9 protein-coding genes and 2 pseudogenes are annotated in these 14,743 nt (G+C 72.8%); 2 read left to right on the top strand and 9 right to left on the bottom strand.

The window, feature by feature from the left end:
• The 5 genes and pseudogenes from G3I42_RS34955 to G3I42_RS34935 all read right to left on the bottom strand — a co-directional run.
• A pseudogene (locus G3I42_RS34955) lies at positions 1-773 on the bottom strand (hypothetical protein); the annotation flags it as partial.
• Positions 774-900: 127 nt separating this feature from the next.
• Positions 901-2,562, bottom strand: a complete 1,662-nt coding sequence (gene cimA / locus G3I42_RS34950) for a citramalate synthase (RefSeq protein WP_164291674.1) — start codon at positions 2,560-2,562, stop codon at positions 901-903.
• 308 nt (positions 2,563-2,870) lie between these two features.
• Positions 2,871-4,211: an MFS transporter gene (locus G3I42_RS34945; RefSeq protein ID WP_164291673.1), complete on the bottom strand. Its 1,341-nt coding sequence runs from the start codon at positions 4,209-4,211 to the stop codon at positions 2,871-2,873.
• 82 nt (positions 4,212-4,293) lie between these two features.
• Entirely contained in the window at positions 4,294-5,376 is a 1,083-nt protein-coding gene (locus G3I42_RS34940; protein ID WP_164291672.1) for a branched-chain amino acid aminotransferase, read from the bottom strand.
• A gap of 259 nt (positions 5,377-5,635) precedes the next feature.
• A complete protein-coding gene (locus G3I42_RS34935; RefSeq protein WP_164291671.1) occupies positions 5,636-6,676 on the bottom strand; it encodes a 3-isopropylmalate dehydrogenase in 1,041 nt (346 codons plus the stop codon).
• Between the two features lie 128 nt (positions 6,677-6,804).
• Here G3I42_RS34935 and G3I42_RS34930 point away from each other — a divergent pair, with 128 nt between their 5' ends.
• The gene (locus G3I42_RS34930; protein WP_164291670.1) at positions 6,805-8,403 is read left to right on the top strand and encodes a metallophosphoesterase family protein; all 1,599 of its coding nucleotides are present in this window, start codon (positions 6,805-6,807) and stop codon (positions 8,401-8,403) included.
• A 223-nt stretch (positions 8,404-8,626) separates the two neighbouring features.
• On the opposite strand, the gene G3I42_RS38340 is transcribed toward G3I42_RS34930, so the two are convergent.
• The 4 genes from G3I42_RS38340 to G3I42_RS34915 form a co-directional block, all read right to left on the bottom strand.
• The gene (locus G3I42_RS38340) at positions 8,627-8,758 is read right to left on the bottom strand and encodes a hypothetical protein (protein ID WP_007821745.1); all 132 of its coding nucleotides are present in this window, start codon (positions 8,756-8,758) and stop codon (positions 8,627-8,629) included.
• 461 nt (positions 8,759-9,219) lie between these two features.
• Positions 9,220-11,040, bottom strand: a complete 1,821-nt coding sequence (locus tag G3I42_RS34925; RefSeq protein WP_164291669.1) for an acyl-CoA dehydrogenase — start codon at positions 11,038-11,040, stop codon at positions 9,220-9,222.
• A gap of 247 nt (positions 11,041-11,287) precedes the next feature.
• A complete protein-coding gene (gene pruA / locus G3I42_RS34920) occupies positions 11,288-12,919 on the bottom strand; it encodes an L-glutamate gamma-semialdehyde dehydrogenase (protein WP_164291668.1) in 1,632 nt (543 codons plus the stop codon).
• Positions 12,920-13,005: 86 nt separating this feature from the next.
• On the bottom strand, positions 13,006-13,986 hold the full coding sequence (locus tag G3I42_RS34915) for a proline dehydrogenase family protein (protein ID WP_164291667.1): 981 nt from the start codon (positions 13,984-13,986) through the stop codon (positions 13,006-13,008).
• A gap of 263 nt (positions 13,987-14,249) precedes the next feature.
• On the opposite strand from G3I42_RS34915, the pseudogene G3I42_RS34910 reads away from it, so the two are divergent.
• A pseudogene (locus G3I42_RS34910) lies at positions 14,250-14,743 on the top strand (PucR family transcriptional regulator); the annotation flags it as partial.

Here is a 14,743-nt window from a genome sequence, read left to right as displayed (position 1 = left end):
CGGGCGCGCTCGCGCCGGGCGCGGCGGCGGCGCAGGAGCGCCCAGGTCCCGGCGAGGACGAGAACGAAGGCGCCGGAGGCGAGGAAGGCGGGGACGAGGGGGCAGTCGTCGTCCTCGGCGAGGCCCCAGGAGGCGGGGGCCGAGCCGCGTGCGGAGCGCAGGGTGAGCCGTACGAAGGCGTCGAGCTGTCGCGGCAGGGCCTGCGCGCGCACCGCCGACACGGCGCGGCGCACCGTGCCGGCGCCCAGGACCGTGTCGTCGGCGCGCGCGTACAGGGTGTCGCCGAGCCGTACCGCGTAGACCCCCGCGATGCCCGTCGACTGCCGCAGCTCGTCGAGGAGTTGCCCGGCGCGGCTGCCGCTCGGCAGCACGGCGACGAAGACGGCCCGGTCGCCGTCCTCGATGCGCCGTTCCAGGGCCCGCTCCCCCGCCTTCGAGAACTCCGCGCGCATCGCGGGGTCCACGTACACCGGATCGGCGCGCAGCGCCCGCGCGACGGACCGCACCCCGGCGTCCACGGCCACCGCCGCCGGAGCCGCCGCGAGGAAGGAGCCGAGGGCGAGCAGGAGGGTGAGGAGCGGGGCGAGGAGCCGGGGGGCCACGGGGGTGCGGGGCGCGGGCGGCACGCGTACCGCGCGGATCAGGGACCGGGGCGGGACCGGAACCACGCGGCCGCGGGGCCCGGGCAGCACCGGTACCGCGCGGGTGCGGGCGGGCGCTGCGGCGACCGGCCGGGGAGCGACCGCGGGGCGGCCCGGCCTGATCTGGTTCATGCGTTCGACGCTAGCCGAGGGGCAGCCCCGGGCCGAGCGGCAAAAGCTTCCTTTTACACCTTGCGGCCCGGGTCTTTTCCCTCGTCCACCCGTGCGGGTCACTCCTCGCCCGCGCACGGTCCCCGCGTCACTCGGAAGGGGTGACCCCGGCGCGCAGCAAGCCGTACGTGTAGGCGTCCTCCAGGGCCTGCCACGAGGCGGCGATGACGTTGTCCGCGACGCCCACGGTGGACCACTCCGTCTCGCCGTCGCCGGTCGAGATGAGGACGCGGGTCGTGGACTCGGTGCCGTGGCGGCCCTCCAGGATGCGCACCTTGTAGTCGGTGAGGCGGAAGCCCGCGAGTTCGGGGTGGATGCGCTCCAGGGCGACGCGCAGCGCGCGGTCGAGCGCGTTGACGGGGCCGTTGCCCTCGGCGGTCGCGACGATGCGCTCGCCCTTGGCCCACAGCTTCACCGTCGCCTCGTTGGCGTGGCTGCCGTCGGGGCGGTCCTCGACGATGGCCCGCCAGGACTCCGTACGGAAGTAGCGCGGCGCGCGGCCCTCGGCCTCGGTGCGCAGCAGGAGTTCGAAGGAGGCGTCGGCCGCCTCGTAGCTGTAGCCCTTGAGTTCGTGCTCCTTGACGCGCGCGACGACGCGGCCGACGAGCTCCCTGTCGCCCGACAGGTCGATGCCGAGTTCCTTGCCCTTGAGCTCGACGGAGGCGCGACCGGCCATGTCGGAGACGAGCATGCGCAGGCGGTTGCCGACGAGTTCGGGCTCGATGTGCTGGTAGAGCGCGGGATCGACCTTGATCGCGGAGGCGTGGAGGCCGCCCTTGTGCGCGAAGGCGGAGACGCCGACGTAGGGCTGGTGGGTGGCGGGGGTGAGGTTGACGACCTCGGCGATGGCGTGCGAGATGCGCGTCATCTCGCGCAGCGCGCCCTCGGGGAGGACCTGGCGCCCGTACTTCAGCTCCAGGGCGGCGACGACGGGGAAGAGGTTGGCGTTGCCGACGCGTTCGCCGTAGCCGTTCGCGGTGCCCTGGACGTGGGTCGCGCCGGCGTCGACGGCGGCGAGGGTGTTGGCGACGGCGCAGCCGGAGTCGTCCTGGGCGTGCATGCCGAGGCGGGCGCCGGTGTCGGCGAGGACGGTCTGCACGATCGCGCCGACCTGCGCGGGCAGCATCCCGCCGTTGGTGTCGCACAGCACGACGACGTCGGCGCCCGCCTCGTGCGCGGTACGGACGACGGCCTTCGCGTACGCGGGGTTCTCGCGGTAGCCGTCGAAGAAGTGCTCGCAGTCGAGGAAGACGCGGCGGCCCTGGGCGCGCAGGTGCGCGACGGTGTCGGCGATCATCGCGAGGTTCTCGTCGAGCGTCGTGCGCAGGGCGAGCTCGACGTGGCGGTCGTGGGACTTGGCGACGAGCGTGATGACGGGGGCGCCGGAGTCGAGGAGTGCCTGGACCTGCGCGTCGTCGGCGGCCTTGGTGTGGGCGCGGCGGGTGGAGCCGAAGGCGACGAGCTGGGCGTGCCGGAAGGGGACCTCCTTCTGGACGCGGGCGAAGAACTCGGTGTCGCGCGGGTTGGCGCCCGGCCAGCCGCCCTCGATGAAGCCGACGCCGAAGTCGTCGAGGTGGCGGGCGATGGTGAGCTTGTCGGCGACGGTGAGGTTGATGCCCTCGCGCTGGGCGCCGTCGCGCAGCGTCGTGTCGAAGACGTGGAAGTCACGGGCGACGGCGGCGTCGGCGGTGGGGGCGGCGGTGGCTCCGGGCGTGGGGGCCGGTTCCTGGGCGTCGGGTGTGGCGGTCATGGGCTGGGGCTCCTGTGGGGTTCGGAAAGGGGGCTGCGTGGTGGCTCCGTCGCCTCTCCACTCGCGTCGCTCCGTCCATCGGCCGGGTGGGGCCGGAAACGAAAAAGACCCCTCGCGGGTGCGAGAGGTCTGCGCGCGGGTCCGAGGCTCGGTGGCCGTGACCGCGAAGGTGTGGATCGCGGATCAGCGGCCACGAAGGACCGGCGCGCTGCGGCCGATAATCATGGCGCGAACGAGCATGGAGGCAGTGTGCCACAGCGGCACGCGGGGGTGGAGGGGGCGTCTCAGGATGCGGGCCGAGGGGCGGCTCAGGCCGGTTCCGTACGGGGCTCGGGTGCCGGGCCGGGGCCCGGGACGTGCGCGGGGGCGGCGCCACCGGTCAGGTCCAGGTCGCGGGTCTCGCGCATCGACACGTAGACGACGAGCGAGACCGCCGCGCAGCCCGCGACGTACCAGGCGAAGCCGCTCTCGGCGCCCGCGTTCTTGAACCACAGCGCGACGTACTCGGCCGTGCCGCCGAACGCCGCGTTCGCGAGGGCGTACGGGAGGGCGACGCCGAGGGCGCGGACGCCCGTCGGGAAGAGTTCCGCCTTCACGCACGCGTTGACCGACGTGTAGCCGGTCACCACGACCAGCGCCACCAGCGAGAGGCCGAGCGCGGGCCAGAAGCTCTTCGCGTGGGCGAGGAGGGTGAGCAGGGGGACGGTCAGGAACGTCGAGCCGAGCGCGAAGGTGATGAGGAGGGGGCGGCGGCCCACGCGGTCCGAGAGCGCCCCCGCCAGCGGCTGGAGCGCGGCGAAGACGAGGAGCGCGACGAGCGAGACGAGCGTCGCCGTGCGTTTCGGCAGCCCGGCGGTGTTCGCGAGGTACTTCGTGAGGTAGGTCGTGTACGTGTAGTACGCGACCGTGCCGCCCATCGTGAGCGCGACGACGAGCAGCGCCTCGCGCTTGTGGCGCAGCAGCGCGCGGACGGTGCCCCGGTCGGCGGGCGCGGCGTCGGCCTCGTAGACCTCCGTCTCCAGCATCGTGCGGCGCAGCCACAGGACGACGCCCGCGCCGAGCGCGCCCACGGCGAAGGGCACGCGCCAGCCCCACGCGTGCAGCGCCGCGTCGCTCAGGGCGTGCTGGAGCAGGAGGAGCAGGGCGAGGCCGAGGATCTGGCCGAGTGTCATCGACACGTACTGGAAGCTGGAGGCGAAGCCGCGGCGGTGCGGTGCGGCCGCCTCCGTGAGGTACGTCGCGCTCGCCGCGTACTCGCCGCCGACCGAGAGTCCCTGGAGGAGCCGCGCGAGGAGGAGGACGGCCGCGCCGCCGTAGCCGGCGACGCCGTAGGTGGGTGCGACGGCGATGAGGACCGCGGAGGCCGACATGAGCGAGACGGTGAGGGTCAGCGCCGCCTTGCGGCCCCTGCGGTCGCCGACGCGGCCGAGGAGCCAGCCGCCGACCGGGCGCAGGAAGAAGCCGACCGCGAAGATGCCCGCGGTGTTCATGAGCCGGGCCGTCGCGTCGTCCTCGGGGAAGAAGGCGCTCGCGAAGTACGGCGCGAAGCTCGCGTAGACGAACCAGTCGAACCACTCGACCATGTTCCCGGCGGAGCCGGCCCCGATCTTCTTCCACTGCTGCCGGGACCGGCCGTGCTGTCGTTCCATGGGGCGAACGGTGCCCGGGGGTAAGGGGCGTCATCCAGGATGACGCGCCTTACCCCCGGACGAATCAACCGCGTGCGAACACTCAGCCGAGTTCGTGCATCCAGCCGTGCGTGTCCTCGGCCGCGCCGGACTGGAGGGCGAGCAGTCCCTCGCGCAGCCGCATCGTGACGGTGCCGGGGGTGCCGTCGCCCTGGGTCCACTCGGCGCCCGCGGACTTGACCGTGCCGACCGGCGTGATGACGGCCGCCGTACCGCAGGCGAAGACCTCGGTGAGGCGCCCCTCCTCGGTGTCGCGCTTCCACTCCTCGGTCGAGATGCGGCGCTCCTCGGCGGTGTAGCCGAGTTCGCGGGCGAGGGTGAGGAGCGAGTCGCGCGTGATGCCGGGGAGCAGGGAGCCGCTCAGTTCCGGCGTGACGATGTGGTCGCCGTAGACGAAGTAGAGGTTCATGCCGCCCATCTCCTCGACCCAGCGGTGCTCGACGGCGTCGAGCCACACGACCTGGTCGCAGCCCTTGGCGGCGGCCTCGGCCTGCGCGACGAGCGAGGCGGCGTAGTTGCCGCCGGTCTTCGCGGCGCCCGTGCCGCCCTTGACGGCGCGCACGTAGTCCTCGGAGAGCCACACCGAGACGGGCTGGACGCCACCGGAGAAGTAGGCGCCGGCGGGCGAGGCGATGACGACGAAGAGGTACTCGTTGGCGGGCTTGACGCCGAGCCCGACCTCCGTGGCGATCATGAAGGGGCGCAGGTAGAGGCTGGCCTCGCCGTGCGCGGGGACCCACGCCTTGTCCTGGCGCACGAGCGCGTCGCAGGCGGCGACGAAGGTCTCGACGGGCAGTTCGGGCATCGCGAGGCGGCGCGCGGAGCGCTGGAAGCGCTCGGCGTTCGCCTCGGGCCGGAACGTCGCGACGGAGCCGTCGGGGCGGCGGTACGCCTTGAGGCCCTCGAAGATCGTCTGCGCGTAGTGCAGCGTCATGTTCGCCGGGTCGAGCGAGAGCGGCGCGTAGGGGACGAGCTGGGCCTCGTGCCAGCCGCGGCCCTCGGTCCACTTGATCGTCACCATGTGGTCGGTGAAGTGCCGGCCGAAGCCCGGGGCGGTGAGGATCGCCTCGCGCTCGGCGTCGGAGAGGGGCGTCGCGGTGGGCTTCAGCTCGATCGTCGGCGTCATGACTCTTCCTTCGGTTCTCGTCTGGGTAGTAGGACGTCCGAGCATCGTGCGATGTCGCGGCTCCGTGTCCGATTATCGCTCGCCCGCTCGAACAGCGGAACGGTGCGGGCGCGGAATCGGCGGCGCGGAGGGGGGACGTCGCACAGGTCACGTACCCCGGGACGCACCGAAGCCGCCGGGCGGTGGTGCGTGGCCCGGCGGCTGTGGTGCTCGGTGGAGCAGGGGTGGTACGGCGTTGTCCGCGGTCGTACCTGCCGGGTCAGCCGGCTACTCGGGCGGCGAGGGCGTCGCCGATCTCCTCGGTGGTGCGTGGCGAGCCGTCGCGGGCCGCGAGGTCGGCCGTGACGGCCTCCTCGACGCGGGCGGCCTCGGCCTCGTGACCGAGGTGCCGCAGCAGGAGCGCGACGGAGAGGATCGTGGCCGTCGGGTCGGCCTTGCCCTGGCCGGCGATGTCGGGCGCGGAGCCGTGGACCGGCTCGAACATCGAGGGGAACGCGCCGCTCGGGTTGATGTTGCCCGAGGCGGCGAGGCCGATGCCGCCGGTGACGGCGGCGGCGAGGTCGGTGAGGATGTCGCCGAAGAGGTTGTCGGTGACGATGACGTCGAAGCGCTCGGGCTGCGTGACGAGGAAGATCGTCGCGGCGTCGACGTGCAGGTAGTCGGTGCTGACCTCGGGGTACTCGGCCGCGACCTTGTCGAAGGTGTTCTTCCACAGGTGGCCCGCGTAGACGAGCACGTTGTTCTTGTGGACGAGGGTCAGCTTCTTGCGCGGGCGCGCCTGGGCGCGGGCGAAGGCGTCGCGGACGACGCGCTCGACGCCGTACGCCGTGTTGACGCTGACCTCGGTGGCGACCTCGGCGGGCGTGCCGGTGCGCAGCGAGCCGCCGTTGCCCGTGTACGGGCCCTCGGTGCCTTCGCGGACGACGACGAAGTCGATCTCGGGGCTGCCCGCGAGCGGCGTCGGCGTGTTCGGGAAGAGGCGCGAGGGGCGCAGGTTGACGAAGTGGTCGAAGGCGAAGCGGAGCTTGAGGAGCAGCCCGCGCTCCAGGACCCCGGAGGGCACCGAGGGATCGCCGATCGCGCCCAGGAGGATCGCGTCGTGCGACTTCAGCGCTTCGAGCTCCGCGTCCGGGAGGGTCTCCCCCGTGCGGTGCCAGCGCTGGGCGCCGAGGTCGTACTCCTTGGTCTCCAGCTTGGCGTCCTGCGGGAGGACGGCGCGCAGGACCTTCAGGCCCTGCGACACGACCTCGGGGCCGATGCCGTCACCGGAAATGACTGCGAGATTGATGCTGCGCGACATGCGGGCACCGTACTCCTCGTCCCACTGCCTGACACGCGGCGTCCACCATACGGACACATTGCCGACCGGTCGCGTCTCGGACACCTGTACGCCACACGCAAGCCACGCGCGAGTGGGACCTTCCGCTCATGGAGACACCACGGGTCGGCATCCCCGACCACCTCGCTTCCCGCATGACGATGCCCGAGCAGCACGAGTACCTGCGCCGCAAGCTGAGCCGGCGTTCGGCGCTGCGCGCGGGCACGGTCACGGCGGGCGCCGTCGCGGGCCTCGGCGTGCTGGGCGGCAGCGCGAACGCCGCGCAGCACGTCGCGCAGGGCGCGCCGGCGCGCACCCCCGCCCCGTCGCCCGCCTTCCTGCCCTCCTCGGCCGCGTCCCGCGTCGACGGCTCGCTCGTCGCCCCGTTCGCGCGCCACCTCGCCTTCGGCGCCGACCCGCGCACGCAGATGACGGTGAGCTGGCAGGTGCCGCTGCCGGTCAAGCGGCCCTTCCTGCGCGTCGGTACGCACCCGTGGGACCTCAGCCGGAAGATCGACGCGGAGGTACGCGCGCTGCACACCCCGGCGCTCACCTCGAAGCTCCCGGCCGTGGACCAGTACTACCTGCACGTCGAGCTGGAGCGGCTGCGCCCGGACACGACGTACTACTACGGCATCGGCCACACCGGCTTCGACCCGGCCGACCCGCGCAACATCGGCACGGTCGGCAGCTTCCGCACCGCCCCCTCGCGCCCCGGGTCGTTCACCTTCACCGCCTTCGGCGACCAGGGCGTCTCCTACGACGCGCTCGCCAACGACGCGCTGATCCTCGGCCAGAACCCGTCGTTCCACCTGCACGCGGGCGACATCTGCTACGCGGACAGCAGCGGGCAGGGCAAGGACGGCGACACCTACGACGCCCGCGTGTGGGACCAGTTCCTCGCGCAGACCGAGTCGGTCGCGTCGAAGGTGCCGTGGATGGTGACGACGGGCAACCACGACATGGAGGCGTGGTACTCGCCGAACGGCTACGGCGGGCAGAACGCGCGCTGGTCGCTGCCGAAGGGCGGTCTCGACGAGGAGAAGTCGCCCGGCGTCTACTCCTTCGTCTACGGCAACGTCGGCGTCGTCGCGCTCGACGCCAACGACGTGAGCCTGGAGATCAAGGCGAACACCGGGTACACGGGCGGCGCGCAGACGAAGTGGCTGGAGCGGAAGCTGAAGGAGCTGCGCGCGCACCGCGACGTGGACTTCGTCGTGGTCTTCTTCCACCACTGCGCCTTCTCGACGACGAACGCGCACGCCTCGGACGGCGGGGTGCGCGACGCGTGGGTGCCGCTCTTCGACAAGTACCGCGTCGACCTCGTCGTCAACGGCCACAACCACGTCTACGAGCGCACCGACGCGCTGCGCGGCGGGCAGGTCGCGCGCACCGTGCCGATCGGCGAGTCCGTCTCCTCGACGCGCGACGGCATCGTCTACGTGACGGCGGGCGGCGCGGGCAAGGCGCTCTACGACTTCCCGGCGCCGGACTCGTACGAGGGGCACGAGCAGCACGTGGACTCGGTGGCCTCGTACCACTGGACGGACGCGGGGAAGGTCACCGAGGCCGTCGAGTGGTCGCGCGTGCGCTACACGGGCTTCTCGTTCCTCGCGGTCCAGGTGACGGCGGGGGCGCGGCCGAAGCTGGAGGTCACGGCGCTCGCGGAGACGGGCGAGCGGGTGGACCACTTCACGATCACGCGCTGACCCGGACGCCTCGCGCGAAGGTGCCGGCCGGCCCGCGTCGTCGCGGGCCGGCCGGGCGAACCGGCGGCTCCCGGTGGCGTATGTGTACCAGCTACGGGGCGGTACGGGGAGGGGGCGAGGTCGCGGCGGCGCGACGGAACGGGGCGCGGCGGACCGCGCGAGGCGACGTCGCCTCAGGTCTCGGCGCGCGACATCGCGTCAGGCGCGCGCGGGGCGCGGCGCCTCAGTGCCCCGTCTGGCCGCCGTTGTCGCGGCGGTCGAGGGCGCGCTGGAGGGCTGCGGCGGCGTTGCGGCGCTCGGCCTCGCTGCGCGTGGCGGAGTGGCGGACTCGGCGGACGGTCGTCTCTGCGGCCATGAGGATCGACTCCTTGCAGGTCCAGGTCCACGGGTGGCCCGTGGGCGGTGGGGGGCACGCCGGTACGGTCCGCGCCGGGGCGCGGCGCGGCCGGATGGGGCGTGGTGGGTGGACTGTGGCGACGGGGGCCCGAGGGGCCGGGTACGTCCGGCGGGATGCCGGGGTACGGGGACCACGGGGTGCGCGCCGTCCGGGGCGGGGACCGGGCCCGCAGGGTTCGCCTGCGCGGGGCCACGGCACACGACCGCCTTCGCCAGGTCGGGCGAGAACAGTCCGGCTCCTACAAAGCTAGGACAGCTCGGCGTCGCTGTCTCCACAATTACTCGGACTTCCTACTATCTGAGACGGCTCCGGCGCACGCGCCACGCCGCGTGCGCCGGAGCCGCCCCCCTCACACTCCCCCGCCCGGGTGCCGCAACCGGGCCGGGCCCGGCCCGGTGCTCAGCGCCGGGGCCCGGTGCTCAGAACCAGTCGGGCTCCATGTCGGCCGCCGTCGTGTCCAGGCTTTCGAGGAGTGCGAACTGCGGCGCCGTGCGCGGCAGCTCGTACCGGAAGAAGTACCGCGCGGCGGCCCGCTTGCCCGCGTAGAAGTTCCCCTCGCCCGCACCGGCCGCGAGGAGCTGTTCGAGCCAGATCCACGCGAGCACGACGTGCCCGGCGGCCTCCAGGTAGACGGAGGCGTTGGCGAGGGCCGTGCGCGGGTCGCCGCCCTGCCACAGCCGCGCCGTCACGGCGCCGAGGCGCGTCGCCGCCTCGCGCAGGGACGTCGCGTACGTCGCGGCGTCGCCGCCCGCCGAGGCCGCGCGCCGCGCCGTGTCCTCGACGCGGCCGAGCAGGAGGCGCAGCGCGGCGCCGTCCTTCATGACCGCCTTGCGGCCGAGCAGGTCGAGGCCGTGGATGCCGTGCGTGCCCTCGTGGATGGGGTTGAGGCGGTTGTCGCGGTAGAACTGCTCGACGTCGTACTCGCGCGTGTAGCCGTAGCCGCCGTGCACCTGGATCGCGAGGCTGTTCGCCTCCAGGCACCACTGGGAGGGCCAGCTCTTGGCGATCGGCGTGAGGATGTCGAGGAGCAGCCCGGCCTCCTCGCGCGCGGCCTCGTCGGGGGCGGTGCGCTGTTCGTCGACTAGGCGGCCGCAGTAGAGCGTGAGGGCGAGCGCGCCCTCCACGTACGCCTTCTGGGCGAGGAGCATGCGGCGCACGTCGGTGTGCTCGATGATCGGGACCTGCGGCGTCGCGGGGTCCTTCGCGGCGACGGGGCGGCCCTGGGGGCGCGTGCGCGCGTAGTCGAGCGCGTGCAGGTAGCCGGTGTAGCCGAGGGCCGTGGCGCCGAGGCCGACGCCGATGCGCGCCTCGTTCATCATGTGGAACATGTACGCGAGGCCCTTGTTCTCCTCGCCGACCAGGTAGCCGACCGCGCCCGGCTCCCCGCCCGGGCGGTGCGCGCCCTCGCCGAAGTTGAGGAGCGTGTTGGTCGTGCCCCGGTAGCCCATCTTGTGGTTGAGCCCGGCGAGCACGACGTCGTTGCGCGCGCCGAGGCCGCCGTCCGCCGCCACGAGGTACTTGGGCACGACGAAGAGCGAGAGGCCCTTGACGCCCGCCGGGCCGCCCGGGGTGCGCGCGAGGACGAGGTGGACGATGTTCTCCGTCAGCTCGTGGTCGCCGCCCGAGATCCACATCTTGTTGCCGAAGAGGCGGTACGTTCCGTCCCCGGCGTGCTCGGCGCGGGTGCGGACGTCGGCGAGCGAGGAGCCGGCCTGCGGCTCGGAGAGGCACATCGTGCCGAACCAGCGGCCCTCGGCCATGGGCCGCACGAAGGTGTCGATCTGCTCCCGGCTGCCGTGGGCGAGCAGGAGGTTCGCGTTGCCGATGGTGAGGAACGGGTACGCGGAGGTGCCGACGTTCGCCGCCTGGAACCACGCGAAGCACGCGTCCGTGACGACGCGCGGCAGCTGCATCCCGCCGACCGAGGCGTCGAGTCCCGCGCTCGTGAGGCCGGCCCCGGCGAAGACCTTCAGCGCCTCTCCGACCTCGGGAACGACGTGCACGCGCTCGCCGTCGAAGGTCGGCTCGTGGGCGTCGGCGAGCTTGTTGTGCGGGGCGAAGTGGCGCGTCGCGAGGGTCTCGCTGAGGTCGAGCACCGCGTCGAAGGTGTCGCGGTCGTGCTCGGCGTAGCGCGCGCGGGTGGTGAGGTCCTCGACGTGGAGCCACTCGTGCAGGAGGAAGTCGATGTCCCTGCGGGAGAGGAGGAGGGAGTCGCTCGTGCCGGGGGTGTGCTTCGCCATGGTGGTCTCCGGGGGCAGGGGGCGTCCCGCCCATACTAAGCGGATGCTTAGGGCTGGGGACAGGGGTACGGGGCGTGGGGTACGTCGCGTGCGCGAGGGCGGCGTCCGCGCGGGGGCGGCCTCCGCGCGGGGGCGGCGCGGCGCCCCCTACCGTGCGCGCCGTCGCGCCCCGTACCCGTCCCGGAAAGGGCACCGCCCCCGGCCGGTATGAGCACCGGGGCCGGGGGCGGGGTCAGGGGGACGGGGCTCAGCCCATGTGCGGGTACGTGTAGTCGGTCGGGGAGACCAGCGAGTCCTTGATGGCGCGCGTGAGCGTCCAGCGCTGGAGGTTCTGCGGGGCCCCGGCCTTGTCGTTGGTGCCGGAGGCGCGGCCGCCGCCGAAGGGCTGCTGGCCGACGACGGCACCGGTCGACTTGTCGTTGATGTAGAAGTTGCCGGCCGCGTAGCGGAGCTTGTCCATCGTGAAGGCGGCGGCGGCGCGGTCGTTCGCGATGACCGAACCGGTCAGGGCGTAGTCCGAGACCGACTCCATCTGGTCGAGCATGGCCTCGTACTGGTCGTCCTCGTAGACGTGGACGGCCAGGATCGGGCCGAAGTACTCGGTCGTGAAGACCTCGTTCTCCGGGTCCGTGCAGGCGATGACGGTCGGGCGCACGAAGTAGCCGACCGAGTCGTCGTACGTACCGCCCGCGACGATCGTGCAGGTGTCGTCGGCCTTGGCGCGGTCGATGGCGGCCTTGTTCTTGGCGAAGGCGCGCTCGTCGATGACGGCGCCGATGAAGTTCTTGAAGTCGGTGACGTCGCCCATGGCGATGCCGTCGACCTCGGCCGCGAACTCCTCCTTGAAGCCGTCGTTCCAGAGCGAGGCGGGGAGGTAGGCGCGCGAGGTCGCGGAGCACTTCTGGCCCTGGTACTCGAAGGCGCCACGCGTCAGCGCGGTCTTGAGGACGGCGCGATCGGCGCTCGGGTGGGCGACGACGAAGTCCTTGCCGCCGGTCTCGCCGACGAGACGCGGGTAGGTGCGGTACTTCTCGATGTTGGCGCCGACCGTCTTCCACAGGTGCTGGAAGGTCTTGGTGGAACCGGTGAAGTGGATGCCCGCGAGGTCGCGGTGGTTCAGCGCGACGTCCGAGACGGCGATGCCGTCGCCCGTCACGAGGTTGATGACGCCCTGCGGCAGCCCGGCCTCCTCCAGGAGCCGCATCATGAGGACGGCGGCGTGCGTCTGGGTCGGGGACGGCTTCCACACGACGACGTTGCCCATGAGCGCGGGCGCGGTCGGCAGGTTGAGCGAGATCGCCGTGAAGTTGAACGGCGTGATCGCGTAGACGAAGCCTTCGAGCGGCCGGTGGTCCATGCGGTTCCACACGGTGTGCGAGTTCGCCGGGGGCTGCTCGGCGAGGATCTGGCGCGCGTAGTGCACGTTGAAGCGCCAGAAGTCGACCAGCTCGCACGGCGCGTCGATCTCGGCCTGCTGGGCGGTCTTGCCCTGGCCGAGCATGACGGAGGCGGCGATGGTCTCGCGCCAGGGGCCGGAGAGCAGGTCGGCGGCGCGCAGGATGATCGCGGCGCGGTCGTCGAAGGACATCGCGCGCCACGCGGGCGCGGCGGCGAGCGCGGCGTCGATCGCATCCTGCGCGTCCTGCTTCGTCGCGCCGCGGCCCGTACCGATGACGGAGGCGTGGGCGTGCGGCTGGACGACCTGGAACTCCTCGCCGCCGCCGAGGCGCTTGACGCCCCCGATGGTCATGGGCAGCTCGATCGGGTTCTCGGCCAGCTCCTTGAGCCTGGTCTCCAGGCGGGCGCGCTCGGGGCTGCCGGGCGCGTAGCCGTGGACGGGCTCGTTGTAGGGGGCGGGGACCTGGGTCACAGCGTCCATGGTGTCCGTTCTCCTTGGGGGTCGGGGGTGCGCGGTGCGGGGGGCCGCCGCGCGGGCGGTGCTCGGCGAGGACGGAGCCCCGGTTCTCAGTTCTTGGTGAGGACCGAGCGCAGGAAGAAGAGGAGGTTGGCGGGCTTCTCGGCGAGGCGCCGCATGAAGTAGCCGTACCAGTCCGTGCCGTACGCGGTGTAGACGCGCATGCGGTGGCCCTCGCGGGCGAGCCGTACGTGCTCCTCGGAGCGGATGCCGTACAGCATCTGGAACTCGAAGTCGCCGGGCTTGCGGCCCGCGCGGCGCGCCAGTTCCTGCGCTATCTCCACGATACGGGGGTCGTGCGAGCCGACCATGGGGTAGCCGTCGCCCTCCATGAGGATGCGCAGGACGCGGATGTACGCCTTGTCGATCTCCGCCTTCTCCTGGTACGCGACGGAGGCGGGCTCCTTGTAGGCGCCCTTGACGACGCGCACGCGGCTGCCGGCGGCGGCGAGGCGGCGCGCGTCGTCCTCGGTGCGGAAGAGGTACGCCTGGATGACGCAGCCGGTCTGCGGGAAGTCCTTCCGCAGCTCCTCGTGGATCGCGAACATCGAGTCGAGCGTCGTGTGGTCCTCGGCGTCGAGCGTGACCGTGGTGCCGATCGCGGCGGCGGCCTCCACGACGGGGCGGACGTTGGCGAGGGCCAGCTCGTGGCCCCCTTGGAATGCGGCAGCGGGGCCGGAGGCCTCACCGTTGAGGGTGGTGGCGGGCGACGGGAGGGCCTGGCCGAACATCGAGAGCTTCACCGACATCTCGGCGCGGGTGCCGAGGTCGAGGGCCTTGAGGTGCTCGATCAGCTCCAGGTAGGCGTCGCGCGCGGCGGCGGCCTGCCCGGGCGTCGTGATGTCCTCGCCGACGACGTCCATCGTCAGCTCCAGGCCCCTGCTGGTGGCGTCGACGATGATCGGGACGATCTGGTCGACGCTCTCGCCGGGGATGAAGCGGTTCACGACCGGCTTGGTGACGGGCGCGGCCGAGATGACGCGGCGCAGCCGGTCGCTGCGCGACGCGGCGAGGATCACGGGACCCAGCACGGGGACCTCCACGATGCGGACGGGCGCCTCCCCCGCCCGGGGGGGGTGGGGCGGGGAAGGCGGATCGAGGGCCTGCCGCGAGGGGATGCGACAGGGGCGCTGCCGGTGTGCACGCGTGCCCTGTGTGCACGGGGACACACCGCAGTCACTGCTGATTCTCGGGACGCCGCGCCGTGTGTGCCATCGACACCTGTCACGCATCCCCCGTACGGTTCTCAGACATTTGTATGAAAGGACCGCGTGGGGCGCGCGACAATGGCGGAGTGAAGGCCGATTACCAGGAACTCGTGGACGAGATCTCCGCGCTGCTCGGTGCCCCGGCGACGCTGGAGGACAAGGACTTCGGGCTCATCGCCTTCGGCGCGCACGACAGCGGCCCCGAGGACGCGCTCGACCAGGTGCGGACCCGCACGATCCTGACGCGCACCTCGTCCGCCGCCGTCCGGGCGTGGTTCGAGGGCTTCGGCATCGCGCGCGCGACGGGTCCGGTCCGCATCCCCGCCGCGCCGGAGGCGGGCGTCCTGCGCGACCGGGTCTGCCTCCCGGTGCGGCACGGCGGGACGGTGTACGGGTACGTGTGGCTGCTCGACAGCGCGCACGGCCCTGGCGCGCCGCAGCTCGCCTCGGCGATGCAGGTCGCCGACCGGATCGGCGAGCTGCTCGCGGACGAGGCGACGGCGGAGGACGCCGCGACGCGCGAGTTCCGGCGCGCCGTGACGACGGCGACCGACTGGGAGCGCGACACGGCGCTCGCCGC

The sequence above is a fragment of the Streptomyces sp. SID11385 genome (assembly GCF_010548245.1).
Lineage (GTDB): Bacteria > Actinomycetota > Actinomycetes > Streptomycetales > Streptomycetaceae > Streptomyces.
Note: the sequence above shows the minus strand (reverse complement) of the source record. Positions and strands in the feature narration are given on the sequence as shown.

Excerpts from the sequence above, each read along its gene's own strand:
- cimA (WP_164291674.1), bottom strand. The coding sequence starts at position 2,562 with ATGACCGCCACACCCGACGCCCAGGAACCGGCCCCCACGCCCGGAGCC.
- G3I42_RS34945 (WP_164291673.1), bottom strand. The coding sequence starts at position 4,211 with ATGGAACGACAGCACGGCCGGTCCCGGCAGCAGTGGAAGAAGATCGGG.
- G3I42_RS34940 (WP_164291672.1), bottom strand. The coding sequence starts at position 5,376 with ATGACGCCGACGATCGAGCTGAAGCCCACCGCGACGCCCCTCTCCGAC.
- G3I42_RS34935 (WP_164291671.1), bottom strand. The coding sequence starts at position 6,676 with ATGTCGCGCAGCATCAATCTCGCAGTCATTTCCGGTGACGGCATCGGC.
- G3I42_RS34930 (WP_164291670.1), top strand. The coding sequence starts at position 6,805 with ATGGAGACACCACGGGTCGGCATCCCCGACCACCTCGCTTCCCGCATG.
- G3I42_RS38340 (WP_007821745.1), bottom strand. The coding sequence starts at position 8,758 with ATGGCCGCAGAGACGACCGTCCGCCGAGTCCGCCACTCCGCCACGCGC.
- G3I42_RS34925 (WP_164291669.1), bottom strand. The coding sequence starts at position 11,040 with ATGGCGAAGCACACCCCCGGCACGAGCGACTCCCTCCTCCTCTCCCGC.
- pruA (WP_164291668.1), bottom strand. The coding sequence starts at position 12,919 with ATGGACGCTGTGACCCAGGTCCCCGCCCCCTACAACGAGCCCGTCCAC.